General features: G+C 39.4%; 22 protein-coding genes and 1 pseudogene. 17 read left to right on the forward strand and 6 right to left on the reverse strand.

The features are described from left to right. Nucleotides 1–8 precede the first annotated feature (8 nt). The 4 genes and pseudogenes from BV11031_RS19395 to fdhA all read left to right on the forward strand — a co-directional run bounded on the left by BV11031_RS19395 (nucleotide 9) and on the right by fdhA (nucleotide 2976). The gene (locus BV11031_RS19395) at nucleotides 9–1172 is read left to right on the forward strand and encodes a hypothetical protein (RefSeq protein WP_129550875.1); all 1164 of its coding nucleotides are present in this window, start codon (nucleotides 9–11) and stop codon (nucleotides 1170–1172) included. A gap of 16 nt (nucleotides 1173–1188) precedes the next feature. Next, nucleotides 1189–1437: pseudogene (locus BV11031_RS19400) on the forward strand (DUF2651 family protein). A gap of 79 nt (nucleotides 1438–1516) precedes the next feature. Then, nucleotides 1517–1687 (forward strand): hypothetical protein, encoded by a 171-nt coding sequence (locus BV11031_RS22705; protein ID WP_164998440.1) that lies wholly within the window; start codon nucleotides 1517–1519, stop codon nucleotides 1685–1687. 62 nt (nucleotides 1688–1749) lie between these two features. Further along, the gene (fdhA, locus tag BV11031_RS19405) at nucleotides 1750–2976 is read left to right on the forward strand and encodes a formaldehyde dehydrogenase, glutathione-independent (protein ID WP_129550876.1); all 1227 of its coding nucleotides are present in this window, start codon (nucleotides 1750–1752) and stop codon (nucleotides 2974–2976) included. A 33-nt stretch (nucleotides 2977–3009) separates the two neighbouring features. Here the strand turns inward: fdhA and BV11031_RS19410 are convergent, their stop codons facing one another. Next, nucleotides 3010–3420, reverse strand: a complete 411-nt coding sequence (locus tag BV11031_RS19410; protein WP_129550877.1) for a hypothetical protein — start codon at nucleotides 3418–3420, stop codon at nucleotides 3010–3012. Nucleotides 3421–3604: 184 nt separating this feature from the next. On the opposite strand from BV11031_RS19410, the gene BV11031_RS19415 reads away from it, so the two are divergent. From BV11031_RS19415 to BV11031_RS22800, 4 genes are all read left to right on the forward strand, one after another. Further along, nucleotides 3605–3775 carry a CxxH/CxxC protein gene (locus tag BV11031_RS19415; RefSeq protein ID WP_129550878.1) on the forward strand — a complete coding sequence of 57 codons (171 nt, stop codon included), beginning with the start codon at nucleotides 3605–3607 and terminating at the stop codon, nucleotides 3773–3775. An 80-nt stretch (nucleotides 3776–3855) separates the two neighbouring features. Continuing rightward, entirely contained in the window at nucleotides 3856–4335 is a 480-nt protein-coding gene (gene rlmH / locus BV11031_RS19420; protein WP_003226975.1) for a 23S rRNA (pseudouridine(1915)-N(3))-methyltransferase RlmH, read from the forward strand. Between the two features lie 269 nt (nucleotides 4336–4604). Beyond that, nucleotides 4605–7592: an NACHT domain-containing protein gene (locus BV11031_RS22795; protein WP_197156065.1), complete on the forward strand. Its 2988-nt coding sequence runs from the start codon at nucleotides 4605–4607 to the stop codon at nucleotides 7590–7592. Further along, entirely contained in the window at nucleotides 7549–9303 is a 1755-nt protein-coding gene (locus BV11031_RS22800) for a hypothetical protein (RefSeq protein ID WP_197156063.1), read from the forward strand. The genes BV11031_RS22795 and BV11031_RS22800 overlap by 44 nt, the downstream gene beginning before the upstream one ends. Before the next feature lie 466 nt (nucleotides 9304–9769). On the opposite strand, the gene fbp is transcribed toward BV11031_RS22800, so the two are convergent. Next, nucleotides 9770–11695 carry a fructose-1,6-bisphosphatase gene (gene fbp, locus BV11031_RS19430; protein WP_129550879.1) on the reverse strand — a complete coding sequence of 642 codons (1926 nt, stop codon included), beginning with the start codon at nucleotides 11693–11695 and terminating at the stop codon, nucleotides 9770–9772. 563 nt (nucleotides 11696–12258) lie between these two features. Between fbp and BV11031_RS19435 the strand changes: the two genes are divergently transcribed. From BV11031_RS19435 to BV11031_RS19455, 5 genes are all read left to right on the forward strand, one after another. After that, nucleotides 12259–12408, forward strand: coding sequence for an epipeptide YydF family RiPP (locus BV11031_RS19435; RefSeq protein WP_014115819.1), 150 nt, complete (start codon nucleotides 12259–12261; stop codon nucleotides 12406–12408). A 55-nt stretch (nucleotides 12409–12463) separates the two neighbouring features. Next, nucleotides 12464–13423 carry a YydG family radical SAM peptide epimerase gene (locus tag BV11031_RS19440; RefSeq protein WP_129550880.1) on the forward strand — a complete coding sequence of 320 codons (960 nt, stop codon included), beginning with the start codon at nucleotides 12464–12466 and terminating at the stop codon, nucleotides 13421–13423. Continuing rightward, nucleotides 13404–14162 carry a zinc metalloprotease LiaK gene (locus tag BV11031_RS19445; RefSeq protein ID WP_100739596.1) on the forward strand — a complete coding sequence of 253 codons (759 nt, stop codon included), beginning with the start codon at nucleotides 13404–13406 and terminating at the stop codon, nucleotides 14160–14162. The genes BV11031_RS19440 and BV11031_RS19445 overlap by 20 nt, the downstream gene beginning before the upstream one ends. A gap of 152 nt (nucleotides 14163–14314) precedes the next feature. Continuing rightward, entirely contained in the window at nucleotides 14315–14944 is a 630-nt protein-coding gene (locus BV11031_RS19450; RefSeq protein WP_129550881.1) for a YydI family epipeptide exporter ATP-binding subunit, read from the forward strand. A gap of 20 nt (nucleotides 14945–14964) precedes the next feature. Beyond that, nucleotides 14965–15687 (forward strand): YydJ family epipeptide exporter permease subunit, encoded by a 723-nt coding sequence (locus BV11031_RS19455; RefSeq protein WP_100739593.1) that lies wholly within the window; start codon nucleotides 14965–14967, stop codon nucleotides 15685–15687. 59 nt (nucleotides 15688–15746) lie between these two features. Here the strand turns inward: BV11031_RS19455 and BV11031_RS19460 are convergent, their stop codons facing one another. Both BV11031_RS19460 and BV11031_RS19465 read right to left on the reverse strand, forming a co-directional pair. Next, nucleotides 15747–15902 (reverse strand): hypothetical protein, encoded by a 156-nt coding sequence (locus BV11031_RS19460; protein WP_121641603.1) that lies wholly within the window; start codon nucleotides 15900–15902, stop codon nucleotides 15747–15749. Between the two features lie 28 nt (nucleotides 15903–15930). Further along, nucleotides 15931–16641: a GntR family transcriptional regulator gene (locus BV11031_RS19465; RefSeq protein WP_121641602.1), complete on the reverse strand. Its 711-nt coding sequence runs from the start codon at nucleotides 16639–16641 to the stop codon at nucleotides 15931–15933. Between the two features lie 156 nt (nucleotides 16642–16797). On the opposite strand from BV11031_RS19465, the gene BV11031_RS19470 reads away from it, so the two are divergent. The 4 genes from BV11031_RS19470 (at nucleotide 16798) to BV11031_RS19485 (ending at nucleotide 23444) form a co-directional block, all read left to right on the forward strand. After that, nucleotides 16798–18666 (forward strand): beta-glucoside-specific PTS transporter subunit IIABC, encoded by a 1869-nt coding sequence (locus BV11031_RS19470; RefSeq protein WP_129550882.1) that lies wholly within the window; start codon nucleotides 16798–16800, stop codon nucleotides 18664–18666. 13 nt (nucleotides 18667–18679) lie between these two features. Further along, a complete protein-coding gene (gene bglA, locus BV11031_RS19475) occupies nucleotides 18680–20119 on the forward strand; it encodes a 6-phospho-beta-glucosidase BglA (protein ID WP_129550883.1) in 1440 nt (479 codons plus the stop codon). Nucleotides 20120–20378: 259 nt separating this feature from the next. Beyond that, nucleotides 20379–21731, forward strand: a complete 1353-nt coding sequence (locus BV11031_RS19480) for a polysaccharide pyruvyl transferase family protein (RefSeq protein ID WP_129550884.1) — start codon at nucleotides 20379–20381, stop codon at nucleotides 21729–21731. Nucleotides 21732–22211: 480 nt separating this feature from the next. Beyond that, nucleotides 22212–23444 (forward strand): Fic family protein, encoded by a 1233-nt coding sequence (locus tag BV11031_RS19485; protein ID WP_129550885.1) that lies wholly within the window; start codon nucleotides 22212–22214, stop codon nucleotides 23442–23444. A gap of 56 nt (nucleotides 23445–23500) precedes the next feature. On the opposite strand, the gene ahpF is transcribed toward BV11031_RS19485, so the two are convergent. Together ahpF and ahpC are read right to left on the reverse strand one after the other, a co-directional pair. Beyond that, a complete protein-coding gene (gene ahpF / locus BV11031_RS19490) occupies nucleotides 23501–25030 on the reverse strand; it encodes an alkyl hydroperoxide reductase subunit F (protein WP_100739580.1) in 1530 nt (509 codons plus the stop codon). A gap of 13 nt (nucleotides 25031–25043) precedes the next feature. Then, on the reverse strand, nucleotides 25044–25607 hold the full coding sequence (gene ahpC / locus BV11031_RS19495) for an alkyl hydroperoxide reductase subunit C (protein WP_003219098.1): 564 nt from the start codon (nucleotides 25605–25607) through the stop codon (nucleotides 25044–25046). Nucleotides 25608–25926 lie beyond the last annotated feature (319 nt).

Below are 25926 nucleotides of genomic sequence, written 5' to 3' on the forward strand. Positions count from 1 at the left end.
AGAAGGATATGAGGAAGTGGATGATCGCTATTGCCATGCTGATTCTCGCAGGGATCGCACTATTTGTCTTCGTTTCTCCTCTCAAAAGCCATAAAGCTGTGAGTCAGCAGGAGCTCCGAGATCCTGATTTTCTCGATGACAAAGAAGTCCTGCTGTATCTCTCAACCTCTGCGGATCAAGATGCATACGGCGGCGGGAAAAGCTACGCCCTGTTTATCAGCCAAGACGGGTCGCTGTCTTCTTTTAAGATGAAGGGTCTTGAGCTGGGCTCAGCCAAGGTTCACGGAGACAGTGTGATGCTGGAGGATAAAAACACGATTTACACGATCAAAAACGGCCTGCGCTCCCATAAAAGAGCCTATCAGCATACCGGTGACAGTGCGGGCTTTTTACAACAAACGGACGGTTTTTACACGCTCTACAACTCCGGCTATGACAAAAAGGGAGACGGATACCGCTCAGAGCTGTACCGCCAGATGGACGGAGAGTGGAAAAAAGACGTCATCCCCCATTACATCCGCGCCTCCGGTTTTCATGACGGCACCATCTACACACTTGTCCCGACAGCTGACGAAAAAGGCTATCAGCTCCTCCAGATTCAAGCCGATCAACAGAAGCTCGCCTATCACACGATAACGGAATGGCAGTATCGGGAAGGAGCCTCAATCGAATCCCAGCTTGCTGTGGACGATCAAGCGGTTTATGTCATGATTCGCGGCCAAAAGGCTCGTAATCTTTATCAAATGGTCAAAATCAACAAGAAAAGCGGAAAAATAGAGATGCACGACATCGCCGAATACAAAAATGACGAACAAACGATATACAGCTCCATGCCCTTCAGCTTTAAAAACAGCTTTTTCTCTCATGGTGGATACCTGTACTTCATTGACGGCTTCGGAAAGGTATACAAAATCGACGCAAAGACAGGAAAATCAACCATTGCCTTCGCCCTTTCACCGGAAAAAATGAAAGCCGATTTCAAAGAAATCACCCGAAAAGGCGGCAGTCTCTATTTCTTCACATACACTTATAACCAGCCTGCATATATTGAACAATACAGCCTGAAAACCGGAAAAAAAGTGAAAGAAAAGGAGATGAAGAAGGTAAAGGATGTCGTGACGCCGAAGAGTCATTTGAAGCTGTATGATTTTGAAGTGATGAAGGGGTTGTAAGGGCTAGGAGGTTAGTATGGGAGCCATCGCTGTGTTATTTATCGTTTTTGGTTTTCCAATCATCGCAGGTGTATTTGGTATAGCGGGTCATTTTTTATTCAAGAGATTTTGGGTAGCGCCTCTTATCGTCCTTATCGGGAGTTTGATCTAGTTGTTTACGTTAGCCGCTGGCAACAGTTCATTCATGTTTTGGGTTGTGCTTTATACTGCAATTGCGTTAGCGACCAGTGTTGTCACATTATTTCTCAGGAAATGTTTTAACTGATCGCTGTTTATGAAGAGACTGGGTGAAGTCTCTTTTTTTGTTGAATCAATTTCGCAGTGATTTGTAAAGGAGGGATCAAATGGGCACCAAACGTGTCATTATGCAAGCAGCGATTATTGGTTTGACTTCGGCGGTTACTGTGTTCCTGCTGAATGGAGGGAAAGCGGGCTGGTTGGACATCGTCGGAACCATTGTCGGCTGCTGGCTTGGCATTTTTATTGTTATTAAGATGCAGAAAAAACAGTCGTGAAAAAGGGAAAGGGTCATGACGAACCGAAGTCATGTGCTAGGGCGCAAAGTCCAAAACCATGAATGGGAGGAATGGCGTTGACTGGAAACAAAGCGGTTGTGTACAAAGGCAAAGGATCTGTAGCGGTGGAGGATATCGGTTATCCGGAGTTAGTCTTGAAGGACGGGCCCGGTGTTCCGAAGGCGAATGTGAACCGAAAATGTGAGCACGGGGTGATTTTGAAGGTGCTTACCACCAACATTTGCGGAAGCGACCAGCACATGGTGCGGGGGCGCACGACGGCGCCTGAAGGCTTGGTGCTCGGGCATGAAATTACGGGAGAAGTCATTGAAACGGGGCGTGATGTTGAATTTATCAAAAAAGGAGATATCGTATCCGTTCCTTTCAATATTGCCTGCGGACGCTGTGTGATGTGCAAAACGCAGAAAACGCATGTGTGCCTGAATGTCAATCCGGAACGGCCAGGATCGGCTTACGGCTATGTCGATATGGGCGGCTGGGTCGGCGGCCAGTCGGAATACGTCATGGTGCCGTACGCCGATTTTCAGCTATTGGTGTTCCCGGATAAAGAACAGGCGTTAGAAAAGATTCTCGATTTGACGATGCTATCCGACATTTTTCCGACCGGCTTCCACGGGGCGTACACAGCGGGCGTGCAAACAGGTTCAACCGTTTATATCGCTGGAGCGGGACCTGTCGGCTTAGCCGCCGCACACTCCGCCCAGCTTCTTGGCGCTTCGACGGTGATTGTCGGTGATCTGAACGAAGACAGACTGGCACAGGCGAGAAGCTTCGGCTGTGAAACGGTCAACGTGCAAAAACACGACCGCCTCGGCGAGCAAATTGAACAAATACTAGGCGAACCGACCGTTGATGCCGCCGTGGACTGTGTCGGCTTTGAAGCATCTGGACACGGCAGCCAAGGAGAAGCGCCAGCCGCCGTACTGAACTCGATCATGGACGTCACCCAGGTCGGCGGAAGCCTTGGCATTCCAGGCTTATACGTGACCGAGGATCCCGGTGCAAAGGATGCGGACGCCAAAACAGGCTCATTAAAAATCCGCTTCGGACTTGGCTGGGCCAAAGCCCACACCTTCGTCACCGGACAAACACCTGCCATGACATACAACCGCAATTTGATGAAAGCAATCCTGAGCGGCAGAGCGCAAATCGCAAAAGCTGTCAACGCCACCGTTATCTCTCTGGATGACGCGCCAAAAGGCTACAGCGACTTCGACAAAGGCGCAGCCAAAAAATTCGTCATCGACCCGCATGGAACGCTGAAATAAGAGAAAAAGCCGGACGTTCTCGGAACGCCGGCTTTATTGCTGGTCATCTGTCTCTTCAAAGCGATCTCCTGATTCGTCTTGTACGATTAAATCCCCTTCGATTTTGTCCAGTCCAATCAGAATATAAGGGTTTTTCTCATTTGCCTTGGGAGCGGGTTTTCGCGTCACAGTTACAATCGTTTCTTTAGGCGAGAATTTAACGTCTGACATCTCAAGCTTTTTAGCCTTATCGTTGCTTCCGAGAGACACCACAACCATTTTTTTGCCTTCTGAAATGGTAAAGACTTGATATCCTTTTACGTCATCATGCATTTGAAGATCTTTCACGTAACTTTTAATGTCTGGAACCTCATCAATCCGGTCCTTCTCTAACACCCAATAAGACGACTGACACTCAGCAAGCAACAGCATGATCACAAAAAGCCAAACCCATTTGAAGCGCAAACGCAGACCTCCCCAACCATCGTTTACATCCAACCTAACATACGAGCGAGATAGAGTCATCAACAGCTTGTTTGTTGAATTGTGGATAAAACTCAGCCCGAAGCACTACTAACATGTGAATAAATAGGTTATATTGGGAAGAGAATATTTGCAAAAACGCAAGAAACCATCGGAGGATTTGAACATGAAACAAACGTATTATTCCTGTGAAGAACACATCGAAACCGTGCTGGATATGTACATAGACGACCACGAGCTGCCGCCCGAAATCAGAAAAATCGAACATACTAACAGTTTATCCACAGCCTGTGAATTATGTGAAGACCCCGCAGTATATATAGTGGGGAACGAATGATCTTACACAAAATACAGAAAAGATATCCACAATTGTGGACAACATATATGAATAACTTGTTTCTAAAGTGGGGATGACCTGTGAATATCAATATTGTGACAATCGGAAAACTAAAAGAAAAATACCTCAAGCAAGGCATTGAAGAATACACAAAACGACTATCGGCCTACGCAAAAATCGACATCATCGAACTCCCGGACGAAAAAGCGCCGGAAAACCTAAGCGACCAGGACATGAAAATCATAAAAGACAAAGAAGGCGACCGCATCCTATCAAAAATCAGCCCCGACGCCCACGTCATCGCCCTCGCCATCGAAGGAAAAATGAAAACATCCGAAGAACTAGCCGATACAATAGATAAGCTGGCTACTTATGGAAAAAGCAAAGTCACCTTCGTCATCGGCGGATCACTCGGATTGAGTGACGCAGTGATGAAGCGAGCAGATGAAAAGCTGTCGTTTTCGAAAATGACGTTTCCTCATCAGTTGATGCGTCTCATACTAGTCGAGCAGATTTATCGGGCTTTTCGGATTAATCGTGGGGAGCCTTATCATAAGTGAATGAGGTTTTTTAGCAAATAAGTTAAAAAGAATATTTCTAAATTAGGAATTATATTTCCATAATTCTAGCTGAGAAATTAGGTTGACATTCGTTCCTAATAAGTAAAATGTAATCACCCATAAAAGTATCAAATGATTAGGAACCTTTAATTACATAAATCTTTTCAGAATAGGGTTAGTCTTTAAATAAGTGATTTTTTTATGAAGTGTAATGTTTAATTTGTATAAAAGGTTGAGAAGGTTTCATAACACAAGAAAGGAGTGTATTTATGATTAAACCAGATTGGAATATCTTTAAAGCGAAATTTAGTGAGAACCCACAGAATAACTTTGAATGGTTATGTTACCTTTTATTTTGCGAAGAGTTTGGAAAAGAATTTGGTATTTTTAGGTATAAGAATCAATCTGGGATTGAGACAAATCCAGTTGATGTAGATGAAGAAGTTATAGGATGGCAAGCCAAATTTTATGAAACAACTTTGTCGGATCATAAAGGCGAACTAATTAAAACCTTAATTAAAAGCAAAAGAGACTATTCAGATTTAACAAAAATTATTTTTTATACAAATCAAGAATGGGGGCAAAGTCATAATCCTGAAAATCCTGAACAAAATGATCCCCAAGCAAAAGTTGATATTGAAAGTAAGGCTAAGGAGATTGATATCCAAATTGAATGGAGGACTGCAAGTTTCTTTGAGTCACCCTTTGTTACCATAAAAAATGGTTTAATCATTCAACATTTCTTTAGTTTTGAAAAGAGTATTGTTCAACTCTTATCGGAAAAACAAACCCATGCCGAGTCTATCTTAAAGGATATACAAACATCCATAAACTTCCATGGGAGAAAGATAGAAATAAATAGAAACGCCCTTCTTGAAAGGATAATAAGTGAAATCGAAAAAGAACAAGTATTGATGTTAACTGGTGCAGGTGGAATTGGAAAAACAGCGGTTATCAAAAGGCTATATGAAGATCAAAATACAAATACCCCTTTTTATATTTTTAAGGCAAGTGAGTTCGAAATAAATGATGTAAATAATTTGTTTGGCGGATATAGTTTGCAGGGTTTTATTGAAGCTCACAAAGAGGAAGAGAAAAAGTTAGTCGTAATTGACTCGGCGGAAAAGTTGTTAGATTTAGAAAACACAGACCCATTCAAAGAATTTGTCTCTGTTTTAATAAAAAATGAATGGAAATTTATATTTACAGCGAGAAGTAATTACTTGTCTGATTTGGACATGCAATTTATTGACCAATATCAAGTTAAACCCATCAAATTTTATATTGAAACTCTGAGCGAGGAAGAACTGATAGGCTGCTCTCAAATTAATAATTTTAACTTACCAACCGATACGAGGCTGTTGGAGTTACTCAGAAACCCATTTTATTTAAACGAATATTTAAAGTTTTATAATAATGACGAAGTTATTAATTATCAAAACTTTAAAGAGAAACTATGGAATAAGTTAATAAAAAAATCAAAGCCAACCAGAGAGCAATGTTTTATGAAGATTGCATTTCAAAGAGCAAGTGAAGGTCAATTTTTTGTTTCTCCTAATTGTAATGAATCGACAATTAATTCCTTAGTGCACGATGGTATCTTGGGATATGAAACAGCAGGATACTTTATTACCCATGATATTTACGAAGAGTGGGCTTTGGAAAAAATTATTGAATCTGAATTTATTAGGCAAGAAAATCACCATGAATTCTTGAAGAAAATTGGGGAATCTCTGCCTATTCGGCGAAGTTTCAGAAAATGGGTGTCTGATAAGCTCTTAACCGAGGATGATTCCATTGAGAATTTTATAGAAGAAGTCATTGAGGATGAAAACATTCCCTATTTCTGGAAGGATGAAGTTTTGGTATCAGTATTACTGTCGTCTTACTCGGATCACTTTATTAATTTATTTGAGGAAAAGTTACATGAGAATAACCAAAAACTATTAAATAGAGCAACATTTTTATTAAGAATAGCATGTAAAGAAGTAGATGAAGATTATTTAAAAGGAGTAGGATTAGATAAATACTCTATCTCTTATATGCAGTATATATTCACCAAACCAAAAGGAAAAGGATGGGAAAGTATAATTAAACTAATTTACAAAAATAAAGACAAAATTGAGGTAGAAAAACTTAACTTTATATTGCCGATAATAAATGAATGGAATAATAAATTTAAAAGCGGCGAAACGACAAAGTTATCAGCTTTAATTGCCTTAGAATATTACCAAGTAATCGTTAAGGAAGACATTTACCTTTCAAGAGGAGAAGGTATTGAGGAGAAACTTATTCAAACAATTTTATATGGAGCTGCCGAAATAAAGGAGGAACTTACTACCATTTTTGATAAAGTAATTAAAAATGAGTGGAGGAATTATAGAGATCCTTATTATAATTTAGTAAATGCTATTTTATCGAAAGTGGGCGAAAATCAGGAGATTCTTAAGTCACTTCCTAATTATGTATTAAGCCTAGCAGATTTATACTGGTTCAATCCACAGGAAAAACGTCATCCGTTTCATTATAGTGTTGGCGTCGAAGGTGATTTCTGTATTGATGAGAATCAGAGGGATTATTACCCTCCAAGTGCATTTCAAACACCTATTTATTGGTTGCTTAAATATTCACTTAAAGAAACCGTTGATTTCTTGCTAAGGTTTATAAATAAAACAGTTGAATGCTATGTAAACTCAGATTTAGATAAATCTGAAGTTAAAGAAGTAGAAGTTGTTACCGACTCCCATGTAGTAAAACAATATATAAGTACCAGACTTTGGAACACATATAGGGGAACTCAAGTTTCACCTAATGTTTTTCAATCCATTCATATGGCGTTAGAAAAGTTCCTTCTTGAAACAGCAAAAAATACTGACTCTAAAATACTTGAAAGTAACCTTTTATACTTAATCAAAAACTCAAATTCTTCTTCATTGACAGCAATAGTGGTAAGTGTAGTTTTAGCCTACCCCGAAAAAACTTTTAATATTGCTAAGGTTTTATTTCAAACAAAAGAATTCTTTTTTTATGACAGCAGGAGAATGATACTTGAACACTATGCAAAAAGTCAGTACTTGATTGGAGCTGGATTGATACCTAAAAATAAAATTTATAAAGATGAGAGAATTAAATCGTGTAATGACAGCCATAGAAAAAAAACACTTGAGAATCTCGCTCTAATGTATCAATTATTTAAGGGTGAAGCTGTAACTGATGAGGAAGCAGAAAAAAGGCAAAAGGCTATATGGGCTATTTGATCAGTATTATAGGGAAAGTACAGACGATTCTGGGGAAGACTTTAAAACATGGAGACTTTTTCTTGCTCGAATGGACAGGAGAAAAATGAATCCTACTTTTGAAGAAGTCGATGAAGGATTGCAGATAAATCTTAATCCAGAAGTCGATCCTGGCTTAAAGGAGTATAGTGAAGTAGCTCTCCAAGAGAGTTCTGAAGCAATGAAATACCTTTCATTAAAACTGTGGGCTGACTATAAAGTCAAAAATGATGAGAAGTACAAAGAGTATACTAAATATGAAGAGAATCCAAAACAGGCGTTGAAGGAAGTTAAGCAAATTCTTGAAAAATTAAAAAAGAGTGATGTTGAATTTCAACTTTCTAATAAGGCGATTCCTGCTCATGTTTGCACTGTTTTAGTACGGGATTATTTTGAGGAACTTTCAAAATCTGAAAAGGAACTTTGTAAAGATTTAATTTTAACATTTGCATCTTCATCTTTCAGACCGAATTATATGTATCAGATATGGGATGGTGTTGAAGCGGCGATATCAGTATTGCCCCTTATATTAGAGAAGTTTCCTGAAGAAAAAGAATATATAAAAGGCATTCTGTTATTAACTTTGTTCGATTCCCATTCAATAGGAATGTATAAAAAATTTTCCGATTACTCAGCTGAGACAATCTTAAATAATTTGTGGGACATTAGTTATGATGATGCACAATCTCTACTCCTTGGGTTCCTATACTTAAAGCCAAAATATGATGAAATGCGAGAGAGTATGAGACAAGAACACCCTAAGCAAAATAAATATAAGCTATATGAGAATGAGTTAATCGAGACATTCATAAGAGAGTATGAAAAAGATATAGAGAGGGTCATAACAAATTCAATTACTTTAGATGAAATAAAATATATAAAAAATATAAACTTATGTATCTTAAGAACAGCTTTTCAATTAATTCCATTAAATAATTATGATGAATCTCATAAAATAATTACTCAACATATTATAACTGCTTTTGCAGAAAAATTATTATCGAATGATAGAGAAGATATAGTTGATTACGAAGTGAGCCATGATTTCTTAAGGAAATTCTCTAGGATTGTTTTAACATCACATAGGGATGATGTTTCTTTGTTTCTACAACCGTTTATTGAAAGCTTTAATAACAATGAACCTATGGCAGATTTATTTGAAGAATTCATCTTGGCAGAAGATATACTAAGAACTTATGATAACTTTTGGCTAGTATGGGACTTGTTTTATGACAAAGTCGCCCAGTTGTCAAAAGGTGAAAGTTATTATAATCAAAAAATCATTAAAAGTTATCTCTTTGCTTCGATACCATGGAATGAAGATGTATCTGAATGGCATGCGTTTAAAGATAATAATAAAAGATTTTTAAGTAAGGTTGCGAGAAGAATGGGGGAATCTCCATCTGTTTTATATTCAATAGCAAAATTACTAAATGGAGTTGGGCAAAAGTACCTGAATAATGGGATCACTTGGATTTCCAAACTCTTAATTGAAAACAATAATATATGGGCAGCGAAATTAGAAGAGAATACTACTTATCATTTAGAAAACTTGGTAAAAAGTTATATTTATAAGAATCGGGAAAGAATAAAAAGAGAAACAAAACTAAAACAAGAAGTTCTCGTAATATTAAACTTTTTAGTGGAGAAAGGATCAGTAGCTGGATACATGCTAAGAGAGAACGTTCTATAATAACTCTCGGTATTTTAATATTAATTTTAGAAAGAGCTTGGTTTTTACTGTCAGGCTCTCTCCTTTTATTTATAATTCTTTGTATCAATTGGATGCGCACAATGCAATTCACTTTACTAAAGTTAGAGGAGATCAATAGAAATTTAACTGATAGTGATTATTTAGTTCATGTGTTCTTAAAAAAGAAATGCCCTCTGCCCTTTAAATCATTTCCGGCTCCCATGCCCTTCTTTTTCATGTTAATAAGTAAACTTCATGGTAATCTTCTTGGGGGTTTGTTTGATAGCAAATCATTTCATTTTTCATTTTTTGTTCATACAAAATAGCACACTCTATATTTGTATTGGCATTTTATTTACGCATTTATGAATTAAAACGTTGCAGAAAATTGTAATTTACAGTGCTAAATGAGATAATGGAAAACCAAAAAAAGAGCCCAGAGAATAATCTCTGAACCCCGTATACCTCACTTCATATACCGATACTCCCGCAAACTCTCCAAAATCGCAACTTCCTGCAGCAGTTCCTCACCGACATTGGTTTCCTTCACTTTCTTCCGCTCAAGCTCTTTGTCCACTAATCGCTTCACCGTTAAGACGTCGGTTCCGGTGCTTAGGACTTCTGCCTTGGAGTTGAAGTGTTTATGGGCGACGAGCTGCATGCCGTAGGAGTTGTATAGCAGCGTGTAGCCGGCGATGCCTGTTGTGGATTGGTAGGCTTTGGAGAAGCCGCCGTCGATGACGATCATTTTTCCGTTGGCTTTGATTGGGTCTTCTCCCTCGATTTCTTTTACGGGTGTATGGCCGTTGATGATATGGCCGTTATCTGGATTGAGGCCGAATTCTGCCAGGATGTTTCGGCAGGTTGCCTCGTCTTCACGTAAATAGTAATACGGGTTTTTCTTCTCTTTATGCGTTTCCTTCTCTTTCATGAAATAGCGCTCAAATGTCGTCATGGCACGTTTTCCGAAGAGAGAGGAGGATTCGCCTGTCCATAAATACCAGACCATATCTGTGGCCAGGTCATCGGTTTTGTCCGGGTGGGCAAACGCTTCCCGTAAGAATCGCTCAAATACATCGAGCAGCTCGCGTCCCGCATAGGCTTTGCCCTCAATCATCATTGTTTCCATATTGCCGTTTTCATCGACAGGAATACAGCCGTGAATTAACAGGTTGCCGTTATATTTTAAATAAAGGCTGCCTTTTTTCATCATAAACTTCATATGGCGGCCCAGCTTTTCAGAATGCTGAACGGAGAATAGCAGCTTGTCCATGACTTCTGCTTCTTCCTCTAATAGCTCATCAGGCTGTTCCGGGTTAATCGTCGCAAAGCAGGTGTTTTCCAGTTGATATGTTTTCCCGTGCAGTGTGATTTCATTTTTATCATAATCAATTTTCTCTAGTAACAAGCGTTCTTCCATATTAAAGTTCGGCCGTCTCTTAATAATCGGGCTCTCAAGCTTGAATTGGATCATCGCAATCGCTTGATGGATTTTTGTTATTTGCTTTATCTCGGCCTCTGGCCTGTTTTCGTCTGCTTTTGGACGGAACGCTGGATTATCGTCATAATACTTTTCGGCCAGGTTCAGCAGCGGTCTCAGGTTGATGCCGTACACGTCTTCAATAATATCCAAGTTGTCATAACGGGCACAGATACGGATAATGTTGGCCAGGCATACTTTCGAACCGGCGTAGGCGCCGATCCACAGCACATCGTGATTGCCCCACTGAATATCGACAGAATGATAGTTGATCAGTTCTTCCATAATCCGATCCGGCTGCGGACCGCGATCGTAAATATCGCCGACAACATGCAGATGGTCGACCACTAGTCGCTGAACGCTGTAAGCAAGGCCGGTGATCAGCTTATCCGCCTGGCCAAGTTCAATAATCTGATCTATGATTTCAGAGTAATATCGCTCCTTGTTGGCGGCTTCTTCTGTTTTGTACAGCAACTCCTCCGTAATATAAGCAAACTGGGCAGGCAGTGCTTTGCGCAGTTTGGAGCGGGTATACTTGGAGGAGCAATAAGAAACGAGCTTAATCATTCGGTTAATCGTTTCTTTATACCACTCGTTTAATGCTTCTTTCGCATCAAAGTCATGTTTGATTAACTTCAGCTTGTCTTCCGGATAATAGACCAATGCTGCTAATTCATCAATTTCTCTATCGTAAATGACACCGCTGAAAATATCGCGAATTTTTTCTTTTACTCGTCCTGAACCATTCCGCAGCACGTGCTGGAAGGCCTGATATTCCCCGTGCAAATCACTGACAAAATGCTCGGTGCCTTTTGGCAGGTTCAGAATCGCTTTCAAATTAATGATTTCCGTTACAACTTTTTCTTCACAATCGTATTTTTGCGCGAGTAGATCTAAGTATTTGCTTTCCAAAATCGTCCATCCCCTTTATAGAATAAAGCTGTCCCTATTGATAAGCTTTTGCATGATAAGGTGAATTTAAAAGTGTGACATTCTTTTTCATCATTGGACCTTTATATGATAGTACCGCATAACGCCTTTTAGAGACAATGAAAACGAAGGGAAATGAGAAAGGAAGAGAGCCTAAAAACCGTCAACAACAGCATCCATGAGGAGAGATATTTGGTCGGGGGATAGGCTGAAAGGGACAAGCTAGCTCCTTATTCTTGTTTTCAATTCATATAGTGGTAACAATCATTTGTTTAGATTAACTAAGAGTGGGAGCAATTGTTGCTTTTGTTTCTGTATTTTTGAAGATCTGTTTACCTATTGTAGTCTATTAGTGTGTTTTGATTCGGAAGTGAACTATGACTTTTAATCTATATGATAAAGGTAGCAGTGAATCAATATCGAAGGCGAGTGAGTGATATATCCTAGAATTAGAAAAATTGTTCTGAATTTTTAGTCTAATGTGTTGACTCATATTGGACTATATGGAATAATTGGGTTATATTAGTAGAGAAGGAGGGGATATTATGAAAAAGGAAAACACAAACAATGAGCCTGTAAAAAACTTAGAGTTTAAGGGTCTACTAGACGAATCACAGAAGTTAGCAAAAGTGAATGACCTTTGGTACTTTGTGAAATCAAAAGAAAATCGTTGGATTCTTGGAAGTGGTCATTAATTAGGGGGCATAAAGGAGAGTTTAACTCTCCTTTACCATTTTTGGGGGGTTAATCATGTATGATAAAACAGTATCAATCAATTTAGATTCTAAGTGTAATGCGTCTTGTGATCATTGTTGTTTTTCTAGTTCGCCAACTTCTACAATTAAGATGGAAAAGGATTATATAAGAGACTTAGTTACTGAATTTGCAAAAAATAAAACCATTCAAGTAATTTCTTTTACAGGTGGGGAGATTTTTTTAGATTATACTTTTTTAAAAGAACTAATGGAAATCATTAAACCATATGAAAAACAAATAACGTTGATTTCTAATGGGTTTTGGGGTGTCAGCAGGAAAAGGGTTCAAGAATACTTTTATGATATGAATTTGTTAAATGTCGTAGCCTTAACTATAAGTTATGATGAGTACCATGCTCCTTTTGTCAAATCGTCCAGTATTAAAAACATATTAGAACATAGCAGGAAATACCCTGATATCGATATTTCTCTTAATATGGCAGTTACTAAAGATAAGATGTCCAACCATATTTTGGAAGAGTTAGGTGATTCAATCTTAGGTGTAAAGATTACAAAATTTCCAATGATATCTGTTGGTGCTGCCAGAACTAGGATTAGACAAGAAAATATACATAAGTTTTACAATCTTGATGATGAGGATTCCTTATATTGTCCCGGATATGAGATTGTATATCATCATGACGGAGAGATTTATCCGTGTTGTTCCCCCGCTATTTTTGAAACAAAAATAACCTTAAGAGAAGAATATAATCAGAATTTCAAAAGAACAGTGGAAAAATTAAGTTCCAATTTGCTGTTATTTATTCTTAGGAAAGAAGGGTTCAAATGGTTCTTGGATATTTTAAAAGAAAACAATAAAATAGAAGAATTTGATATCCCTTATGAATTTTCTTCAATTTGTGGTGTTTGTGGTTCTCTATTTAACTCCGCGGAAAAAATAAACTACTTTTATCCTCACATGGAAAAATATTATTATGAAAATTTTGAAGTATGAAGATGAGAAATATGAAGTGATTGTGCAAAATAACGTTTTTATAAAAGATAAAATAAGTGGAGATTATTATAAGAAGAACTTAGATTCTCTTACAGATGAACAATTATCATATTTTAAGACTTATAAAGAGAAAGTGTCGTCAAAGTTCTTTTATCTGTTCTTATCTTTTACGGCTATAATGTTCATATTGAATTATATTCATTTGATAAAATTGCAAAATGAGTTAAGCCCTGTAATATTTGGATGGGGAATGTGGATAATTATAGCTATTTACTTTATAATGAATATAGTGCTTCATGAACTGGGACATGTTTATTCTTTAAAATTTTTTGGGAAAAACTTTGATAAAGTTGGATTTAAACTGAATTTTTATGTGTTCCCTGCTTTTTATGTCCAATTGAATGAAACCTACATGCTATCCAGAAATGAAAAGATAATCGTTCATTTATTCGGCTTGTTTATCAATTATTTTATCATTAATATTCTAGAATTAATAAATCATTTTACAATTTCCAGTGAACCTTTAACGATGGCATTTATGCTATTCTCATCTACTTTACTGTGGAACTTAGTTCCAATATTGAATTCTGATGGCTACAAAATTCTTTTGGCTTTTCTCAGCTTAGACGAATATAGTCGCTTTAAAACAAACCATTGGCTAGTCCTTACTATTCAAATTATAGGAGTTGGCCTTGCGGTAAATTCCGTTGTACATTGGATATTATATATTGTAGACTAGAGTAAAAGATCTCCAAATCAATCATCGAAAAAACATTTCTTCAAGTGCCGAATCGGAGACGAAAGAGGTACCTCAAAATGAAAACAGTAGTAACCAATTAACAAAATAGAAGTGTCTCTTTCTTTATGTAAATATTTCCTAGGAGTATGCATATGAACATAGCGAATTATACATTAAAAGTGAAAGGCAAAACGTTACTTCAGGACACTGACTTACATTTTTCGAGTGGGAAAATCAATCATGTTGTCGGAAAAAATGGGGTCGGCAAATCACAGCTTGCTAAAGACTTTTTGTTGAATAATAGCAAACGAATTGGCAGAGATATTCGTCAAAATGTATCTTTAATATCTAGCTCGTCGAATATACCTCATGATGTTTCTAAGGACTTTTTATTACAATTTTTAAGCGAAAAGTTCGATTCAGAGAAGATAAATAAGATTGCACATTTACTTAATCTTGATAATATCGACGGTAAAGTTCTTATTAAGAATTTGAGTGATGGGCAAAAGCAAAAATTAAAACTGCTTAGCTTCTTACTAGAGGATAAACATATTATTGTTCTAGATGAAATAACGAATTCGTTAGACAAAAAAACAGTTATAGAGATTCATGGCTTCTTAAACAATTATATTCAGGAGAACCCAGAGAAGATGATCATTAATATTACACACGATCTGTCTGATTTAAAGGCGATAAAAGGGGATTATTTTATATTTCATCACCAAGAAATCCAGCAGTATCATTCAGTGGATCAATTAATTGAAGTGTATATAAATGAGTAATAAAACAGTGGGGGCTTAAGATGAAATTAGAGTTTAAAAAAAGTATGAGCAACAAAGTTTTCATTATTTTAGGAGCAATGTTCGCGTTTTTATTTTTACTGGGGTATTTTTTGCTTGTTGGAATCGATAAAGTCAGCCATGTTACACCTGAGATGTTTTTCTTTAGCTCCTATACCGTTGCGACCCAGTTTGGTTTGATGTTATTTTCATTTGTTATAGCTTTCTTTATTAATAGAGAGTATTCAAACAAAAATATTCTCTTTTACAAATTAATAGGGGACAACATCTATACCTTCTTTTATAAGAAGATAGCTGTTTTATTTTTGGAATCTTTTGCGTTTATCGCGCTAGGCCTGCTAATCATTTCGTTGATGTACCAGGATTTTTCGCATTTCACATTATTACTGTTTTTATTTTCAGCAGTTATACTGCAGTATATTTTCATCATTGGTACGATCAGCATGCTATGTCCGAATATATTAATTAGCATAGGTGTAAGTATCGTTTATTGGATGACTTCTGTTATTTTAGTTGCTGTAAGCAACAAAGTGTTTGGTTTTATTGCTCCATTTGAGGCAGGTAATACGATGTATCCCCGAATCGAAAGAGTATTGCAATCTGATAACATGACACTTGGGAATCATGATATGTTATACATTATTTTATATTTAGTTTCAATCATGATCATAAATGCGATTATACTTCGCTTTTCTAAAACGAGATGGATCAAAATGGGCATATGATAAAGGAAGCTACTTCTCTTAGTGAAGTAGCTTTTTGCTTTTTGTGTGCATCTATATCGTTATTTTTCTTTCACCATCTTTATAAAGAGGAAAAAGATAATGAATACAATAAAGTAGTTCATTGGATTCTTAAAGATGCTCATCTCTAGTGAAATCTGTAAGAACATCCATAGCACGAAGATGGCTAGTATGGCAGGAATGATGATTTTGTACATGTCGACCACCTTCCATAGTGAAGCAGCCCTACAACAAAAAACTATTCGCCTGCACCACAAACTGCGACTGCTCATAATTATAAGAAATCTTCGAGAAATCAAACGGGACGCCATTCGTCAGGTGAAAAATACTTTCTATATATAGCTTCGGCAGTCCAGCCTTCAGCCCCAAATATTCCGCTTCTTCCTCATTAAGCTGTCCCACGTGCAGAAACAAATCAGAAAAACCAATCTTCAATCCCAGTCCTTCCCGGATGTAATGGAAGATGGAGTGGGAGACGATTTCGTTGTTCAAATATGTGACGATGGATTTGTTGTAATAGGATTCCTCGTAGCAAAGGGTTTGGCCGTTGATGTAGCGGACCCTTTTGACAAAGTAGACGTCCTCATGAAGTCCGATGTTGAGGTTTTCCGCTGCCTCTTGTGTCGGCTTTCTCACGTCCAGTTCAATGACTTTTGAGGTGATATTGAAATCCTCAAGGTCTTTTTTAAATCCTTGATTCGACAGAAGGCTGATGTAGCCTTTTCGTTTATGCTTTCTGACGAAGATGCCGCTTCCTCTGAGCTGAAAGATCGCGCCTTTTTGCTCTAATAGATCCAGGGATTTTGTGATTGTGCTTTTGCTGACCTCAAAATGGGCCATGAGGGTTTCTAGCACTGGCAGTTTGTCTCCCTGTTTCAGCTCATGTTCTTCTATATACTTTTCAATCTCCGCTGCGATTTGCTGGTACTTTAACATACGCATTCCTCATTTATTCGTTAGTTTCACTTAAAGAAATTATAGCATAAACCGCTTACAATTATAGTTAATGAATAAATATTTTGTTTGGGTATTGATAAATTATACCGGTACAATTATAATGAAAGCGTAACCAAAACAAAGGGGTGGGTGAAAATGTCGGGGAAAGTGAGAGATTATAGCAGACTAGCAAAAGACATTTTGGAGGCCGTAGGCGGGGAAGAGAATGTCATTGGAGCTTCTCGCTGCGCGACGAGGCTTCGATTGGTGCTGAAGCGGTCTAACCCTAAAGCGAAGGATATCGTGAAATCGATGCCCGGCGTCATTACGGTTGTAGAGAACAGCGGCCAATTTCAGATTGTCATTGGACAGCACGTAGGAGAAGTCTTCGAAGAATTTTCGAAGCTGGTCAATATCGATCTGTCTGAGGAACAGAGCGAGAATAAAGGGACGATTCTGAACCGGATCATTGCGACGATGTCAGCGGTGTTTGCGCCGTTTGTGTACATTCTGGCCGCTGCTGGTATTTTGCAAGGGGCATTAATTATCATTAATTTATTGTTTGATGGCTTTGAGAAAACAGGAGCTTATCAGGTTTTTAGTTTCATATCTTGGGCGCCGTTTACGTTTTTGCCTATTTTTATCGCAATTACGGCATCAAAGCATTTTAAGACGAACATGTATATCGCTGTAGCGTGCTGTGCCGCGTTAGTCAGTCCGACATGGGCGGAGATGGCTGTTCAAATCGCAGACGGAAAGAGTATTTCTTTCTTAGGGATTGCTTTATCGGAAACGACATACACATCCTCCGTACTGCCGCCATTATTTTTAGTGTGGATATTGTCTTATCTCGAACGATTTTTGAATAAGAGAATGAATGAAGTGGTCAGGCCGTTATTTGTTCCGTTTCTGTGCATGGTGGTTATGGTGCCGTTAACGATCGTCCTCATTGGCCCTGTGACAACATTAGGCGCAAATGGGATTGCGAACGGTTACAACTTCTTGGCGGAAAACGTGCCGGCTTTAGCTGGAGCGATCATCGGCGCCTTCTGGCAGGTCATCGTCATCTTTGGCGTACATTGGGGTATCACGCCGATGGTATTGGCGAATTATGATTTATACGGACGTGATTCATTCCAGGCGTATCAAACGATTGCGGTCATTGCACAGGTTGGGGCGGTCCTTGGCGTCATCCTAAAAGCAAGAAACAAGGAAACGAGAAAAGTCAGTGTTTCAGCTGGGGTCACAGGCTTGTTCGGCATTACAGAGCCGGCTATCTACGGCGTGACCTTGAGATTTAAGAAACCATTTATTTTTGGCTGTATATCTGGTGCGATTGGGGCAGTTGTGGCAAGCTTTTTCAATCCGTATTACTTTGCGTATGCGGGGCTTCCGGGACCGCTGACGATCGTGAATGGCATCAATGAACAATTCCCGGCGTCTATTTGGGGCATTTTGATCGGTTCGGCGATCGCGATTATTCTCCCTGTTGTGCTGATTCAAATCTTTGGCTATGGTGAAGATACAGCTAAACAGGCGGAAAAGGAACATGTTCAAACGGCACAGGCAAATGAAGAAACAGTATATGCACCGTTTAGCGGCAAGGTCATCCCGCTTTCTGACGTGCCTGATGAGGTATTCAGTTCAGGTGCGATGGGACAAGGGCTGGCGATTGAGCCATTTGAAAATAAGCTTTATGCTCCGTTTGACGGAACTGTCGTCATGGTCGCGCCTACAAAGCATGCGATCGGCCTTCGTACGGCGTCTGGCGTCGAGTTGCTTGTGCATATCGGACTGGATACAGTGACATTGGACGGCACCCCTTTTGCTTTGAAAGTGAAAGAGGGCGATACAGTCAAAAAAGGCGAAGTGCTTGTTGAATTTGATAAAACTATCATTGAAGAAAAAGGGTTATCAACGATCACCCCGGTCATCATCACGAATTCACATGCGTATCAGGAAATTCTCATTGAGGAGCTTGAAGAAAGTGCATTAGGCCAAAAATTATTTACAGTCGTAAGCTAAGGAGGAATAAAACATGGGACATATGCCAAAGGATTTTTTATGGGGCGGCGCATTAGCTGCCCACCAATTTGAAGGAGGATGGAATCAAGGCGGGAAAGGGCCGAGTGTCGTTGATGTGATGACTGCGGGTGCGCACGGCGTGCCGAGAAAAATCACGGATACGATTGAAGAGAACGAGTTTTATCCGAACCATGAAGCCATAGATTTCTATCACAGATACAAGGAAGATATCGCTTTGTTTGCAGAAATGGGCTTAACATGCTTGCGGACGTCTATAGGATGGAGCCGGATTTTCCCGAAGGGTGATGAGGCTGAACCGAACGAAGCGGGCTTGCAGTTCTATGATGATGTGTTTGATGAATTGCTGAAGCATGGGATCGAGCCGGTTATTACCCTGTCTCACTTTGAGATGCCGCTGCACCTGGCAAGGGAATACGGCGGCTTCAGAAACCGGAAAGTCGTGGACTTCTTCGTGAATTTCGCAGAGGCTTGTTTCAAGCGTTATAAAGATAAAGTGAAGTACTGGATGACCTTTAACGAGATCAACAACCAAATGGATGTGAGCAATCCGCTGTTCCTATGGACAAACTCGGGTGTTACGGTGGGCGAAAACGAAAACGCCAAGGAAGTCATGTACCAAACGGCACACCATGAATTAGTGGCGAGCGCTTTAGCGGTGGCAAAAGGAAAAGACATCAATCCAGACTTCCAAATTGGTGCCATGGTGTCACATGTGCCGATTTATCCTTTCTCCTCCAATCCTGAAGATGTGATGCTGGCTGAAGAAGAAATGAGACAGCGGTATTTCTTCCCGGATGTGCAGGTTCGCGGGTACTATCCGAGCTACGCGTTGAAAGAATTTGAGCGAGAAGGCTATGACATCACTTTCGAAGACGGCGATGATGAGATTTTACGAAACGGAACCGTCGATTACTTAGGCTTCAGCTATTACATGTCAACCACTGTGAAAAGCGATGTGGAAAATGATAATACAGGCGATATCGTTAACGGCGGACTGCCAAATGGTGTCGAAAATCCATACATCACATCGAGTGACTGGGGCTGGGCAATTGATCCAACCGGATTGAGATATACGTTAAACCGTTTTTATGACCGGTATCAAATTCCACTATTCATCGTGGAAAACGGCTTTGGCGCGGTGGATACGGTGGAGGAAGACGGCAAAATCCATGATCCGGAACGAATCCAATATTTGAAATCACATATTGAAGCATTGGAAAAAGCGGTCACTTATGACGGTGTAGATTTGATAGGCTACACGCCGTGGGGCATTATTGATATCGTCTCTTTCACAACAGGTGAGATGAAAAAGCGCTATGGCATGATCTATGTTGATCGTGATAATGAAGGAAATGGTTCCATGAAGCGGTATAAGAAAGATTCATTTGAGTGGTACAAAAATGTGATCCAAACGAATGGCGAAGAATTATAAGAAGCGGCCCGAATCATGCACTTTTACTCAAGTGCATGGTTTGGGTTTTTTTATGTAATGTAAACAGATACCTATTGATGGGGATATACTTCCAGTCCCGATCGCTATGTTATGATTTCACCTGTAAGACCCTTTTTTGTATAATTGACTATTAGAACGGAAGAGAGGGAGAGAAAAGGGATGAAAAATGAAGAACATGAGAGAGTTCCCTAAGCAAATCTCCTACTAAAAATTTTGGTGAGAAAGGGGCAATATGACATTGAAAAACATTTTAATCAGAGCTGGCATATCACCGTTCGATACATTCAATGCAGCTGAAATGATTGTTCGCAACTCCATTGGCGGAAACGTAGGAAACTTAGTATATGCCTATAGTGTGTTTCGTACGCTGATGACAGAAGGAACGACGATAACTCCTGATTATTATCGGATTCATCCGGCGGATGCGGAGAAAATCAATGAAAAATATGATATGTATATTATTCCGCTGGCAGATGCATTCCGCGAGGATTTTGTGCCTTCTTTACGGAAATATACCCAATTAATTAAAAAGTTAACCATTCCGGTTGTTGTGATTGGTGTTGGTTTGAGGGCTCCGTTTGAACCAAAATTAAATGAAGGTTTTCCTTTTGATGAAGATGTGAAGGCGTTTGTGAGTGCCGTGCTGGAAAGATCAAATATGATCGGTGTCCGCGGTGAAATTACTGCGAAATACCTTTCCAGATTAGGATTCCGTAAAGGCATTGACCACACGGTTATTGGCTGTCCATCTATGTATGCATTTGGCAGAGAGCTGAAGATTAGAGAAACCAATATCACACCGGAATCAATGGTGACGGTTAACTCATCAAGGCTGTCTCCAAAGCATGTGCTGGACTTCATTACGAGAAGCATGAAAGAATTCCCGAACCATTACTTTATCCCCCAATGGCGAAAAGAGTTGATTCTGACGTATGCCGGGGCGCCTGCGATAGCGAAGCCTGCCAATAATTATCCGGTAAGCATGGAAGACCCTGCTTATCAGAATGATAGAGTCCGGTTCTTTTTAAATGTGCCGACTTGGCTGGATTTCCTGAGACAAGCTGATTTCAGCTTTGGCGCAAGGCTGCATGGGAATATCGCGGCGACGATTGCCGGAACACCGAGCCTTCTGCTTCCGAAAGACGCCAGAATGAGGGAATTAGCTGAGTACCATCAGTTAACGCATATCATGGCAAATGAGATAACGGAGAAAACAAAACTGTCAGAGTTAATTCAAACAGTTGATTTTCAACAGCCTGAAAAACGGCAAGCGCAAAACTTTGACCACTTCATCAGCTTCTTGAATCAAAATGAATTGGATCATATTTATAAAGAGAAAGCGACTCCTGATACCGTTCCTTTTGACGAAAAACTATCTAACACGAAGCTTCTATCGCCTGTGACTACAGTTAGCGGCTGCAGTTCCACAGAAACAGCGAAACGCTGGGAAGCGCTGATGGCACTAGAAAATGCCAAGAAGGAAAAAACCATTAAAGATCTAAAGCACAAGGTCAAAAAGTATCAGGGCACTTTAAATAGAAAATCAGTGCGTTTCGCTTTAAAAACAGCAAATATGCTGAGAGTGAAGTGATGTTTCACTAACATTACAACTATATTACAAATGGATAAAATATGCAATATAGTTAGAATGAAAAAGAAAGCCGCAATGCTGCCAATCTGGCAATATTGCGGCTTTCTTATATTAGTTGCGGATAAGGTAATCAAATGCGCCGAGAGCGGCAGTTGCACCTGATCCCAAGGATTCGCATTGTTGTGCAACCACCAGTCAAGAAGGTACAAGAAAGAATATCAATCATTGTTATCATTTAAGGGGTCTGTCTTGTTGTTAACGGCAGCCTCTTTTCTTTAATCTTTGAAGGACTGTATTCCAGTTTTGTTCAAAGTATCTATTTAGGACTCAATACTGTGATTATAATTGAGTCTTTTCTAAGACTAAAGCAGACAGAGAGATTTATTTTAAGGAATAAAGAATATTTATTAGAAAAGAGTCCATAATGAGTATATAATTTAAAAAAATGACGATTTTTAAATTAGAAAGGTGATGGTTAGTATGAATTATGAGAAATTATCAAAACTTTATTATAAAGTTGATGCTGATTCATATGATAAGGAATTCTTAAAAAGAAAAAGCAGCTATGGCACCTATTCTACATCTTTAACAATACGCGGATTCCGTAAAGGTCATCTTACTAATGATTCATTCGAATTATTTTATGTAAACATCCCTGAACTCATGAAGTTGAATAATGAAGTGTTATTAAATAGTTCTAAAATCTCTTCATTAATTAGTCAACTTCCTAAATTTGTTGTTAAACCTTATTTTAATAAATTAATTATTAATGAAGCACAGAGCAATAATGAAATTGAGGGGATTCGAAGTACAAAAAAAGAATTGAAAGAAGCTCTTAATGCACTGGAACAATCAGAACCACAACATAAGCGTTTTGTAGGGCTAATGAAGACATATCAATTTATAGATCAGATTGATTCTTTTAAGAGTGTTCGTGACGTCAGAAAATTATATGATGAATTGGTGGCTGATGAGATCGTGGCAGAGGATGCTCCGGATGGAGAGCTCTTTAGAAGAGGATATGTTGAGGTAAATGACGGAAATAGAACCACTCATATTGGCATTAGATCTGAACGGAAAATCACAGAAGCATTGGAGGCGTTAATTGATTATTTGGATGATGAATCACATCCACAGCTTTATCGTTATATGGTTGCACATTATTATTATGAATATATTCATCCTTTCTATGATGGTAATGGTAGAACAGGACGACTAATCGTCGGGAGTTACTTATCCAGTTATTTAGAGAAGTATTCAGCTATTACGTTTTCTTACGCAGTGAATAAGAACAAAGATAAGTACTATAAAGCTTTAGAGGAAATTCCCTCCCCTTTAAATCGAGGAGAAATGACTTTTTATTTAATCAATATGCTGGAATTGCTTCTGTCAGGACAAAAAGGGATAATTGAAGACCTTGAATTCAATTTAATGAAACTTAATCGAATTAAAAACTATATGAAAAGTGATCAATGGGTTGATTATAAGGATGAACGTGAACTCTTCTACATCATCATCACTATTACTGTATTTGTAAATGATCATGTCATGCTTTCGGTGCAAGAGTTAATGAAAATATCGGGTAAATCAAGACATATTGTTAATAAAGTTATGGATTATTTAGAAGAACAAGGATTTGTCGAGCTTATGACCAGAAGGCCAAAATCTTATAAAATCAGTGAAGATTGTTTAGAAGAAATACTGCCTTCTTAATACAAAATATAAAAGCCGCAATGCTGCCAATCTGGCAATATTGCGGCTTTCTTATATTAGTTGCGAATAAGGTAATCAAACGCGCCGAGAGCGGCAGTTGCACCTGATCCCATGGAAATAATGATTTGGTTAAACGCACTGTCTGTGCAGTCGCCGGCAGCGAATAAGCCTGGGACGCTTGTCGCGCCGTGCTTGTCGACGATGACTTCGCCGATGCGGTTGCGTTCAACTGTTTCATCTAACCAATCTGTGTTTGGTACGAGGCCGATTTGGACGAATACACCTTGGAGTTCAACATGTTTTTCTTCGCCTGTTTCACGGTCAACGTATGTGATGCCGTTTACGCTTTGATCGCCTGTGATTTCTTTCGTTTGCGCGTTTTTCACGACAGTGACGTTAGGCAGGCTGTAGAGGCGTTTTTGCAACACTTCGTCTGCTTTCAGTTCTGGCGCGAATTCAAGCACAGTGACGTGTTTGACGATGCCTGCAAGATCGATAGCAGCCTCGATTCCGGAGTTTCCTCCGCCAATGACCGCTACGTCTTTGCCTTCAAACAATGGCCCATCACAGTGCGGGCAGTATGCGACACCTTTGTTTTTGAACTCTTGTTCACCAGGTACGTTGACATTGCGCCAGCGGGCACCTGTTGACAGGATGACTGTTTTACTTTTCAGAACAGCTCCGTTTTCGAGTTCAAGTTCGAAAAGGTCTTTCTTTTCAAGGCGTTTTGCGCGCTGAAGGTTCATGACATCAATATCATATTCCTTCACGTGCTCTTCAAGGCTTGCCGCAAGCTTCGGACCTTCTGTCGCTTTGACGCTGATGAAGTTTTCGATGCTCATTGTGTCGAGAACCTGTCCGCCGAAGCGCTCAGCGACGACACCAGTGCGGATGCCTTTACGGGCCGTGTAGATCGCTGCGCTTGCGCCAGCAGGTCCGCCTCCGACAACAAGAACGTCAAACGGCTCTTTGTCCGCAAATTCAGATGCGTCTGCGCCGCTGCCCATTTTTGCAAGAATTTCTTCAAGCGTCATACGGCCGCTTCCGAAGGATTCACCATTGAGGTAAACGGTCGGCACTGCCATGATGTTTTTGCTTTCAACTTCCGCTTTGTATGCTGCGCCGTCGATCATCGTGTGCGTAATGTTCGGGTTCAGCACGCTCATCATGTTTAAAGCTTGTACAACGTCAGGACAGTTGTGGCAAGTCAGGCTGATATAAGATTCAAAGTGGAATTCACCGCTGATCTTCTTCACCTGATCAATGACTTTTTGGTCTACCTTAGGCGGTCTGCCGCTCACTTGAAGCAGCGCCAAAACCAATGATGTAAATTCGTGTCCTAGAGGGATACCGGCGAATGTAACACCAGTGTCTTCTCCGACACGATTGACACTGAAGCTTGGCGTTCTGTTTAATTCAGCTTTTTCTACTGTGATTTTAGATGACATGGAAGCCAGCTCATCAACGAGAGCCAGCATGTCCTTAGAAATGTCATCTTCACCTGCGCTCACTTTGAGAACAATGTCATTCTCAATAAGCTGCATGTATTGATTTAATTGTGCTTTGATATTTGCATCAAGTACCAATGGAATGCACTCCTTAGATTTTACCTACTAGGTCAAGGCTAGGTGTAAGAGTTTCGCCGCCTTCTTCCCATTTAGCCGGGCAAACTTCACCTGGGTTTTGACGAACGTATTGTGCTGCTTTTACTTTGCTGATCAGGTTGCTTGCGTCACGGCCGATACCGCCTGCATTGATTTCTACAGTTTGGATGACGCCATCTGGATCGATGATGAATGTTCCGCGGTCAGCAAGGCCAGATTCTTCGTCAAGAACATCGAAGTTGCGAGAGATCGTTTGAGATGGGTCACCGATCATTGCGTAAGTGATTTTGCCGATTTTTTCAGAGCTGTCGTGCCAGCCTTTGTGTACGAAGTGTGTATCTGTAGAGATAGAGTATACTTCAACACCTAATTCTTTAAGTGCAGCGTATTGCTCTTGAAGATCTTCAAGCTCAGTCGGGCATACGAAAGAGAAATCTGCTGGGTAGAAGCAGAATACGCTCCATTGACCTTTCAAATCTTCGTTTGTTACATCGATGAATTCACCGTTTTTGAATGCTTTCGCTTCGAATGGTAGTACTTCTTTTCCGATTAAAGACATAATATCTTCCTCCTAAATGTATTTGAAAGCAGATTTGCTTTCGATAATAATTCTAATTATATACCGATTATTAATTAATATATATTTTTTGTCAAGCCAAAACCCATTATTCACTTGCTTTTTTTCATCCTGTTTAAGGTATGACAGGAAGAGTATTGGCATTTCTTTTCAAGTAGATGAAAATGTAAATATGGGCTGTTTCTCAATTAGACAGGGTTTTCTGGGACTAATGTGAATCAGCATGTGTCAGTCCGTTCTAGGCATTTGAACATTTTATGAGACCATGGGCAAGGGGCAGAAAGATACGATTTGAACATAT

The sequence above is a fragment of the Bacillus vallismortis genome, from assembly GCF_004116955.1.
Taxonomy (GTDB): Bacteria; Bacillota; Bacilli; order Bacillales; family Bacillaceae; genus Bacillus; species Bacillus vallismortis.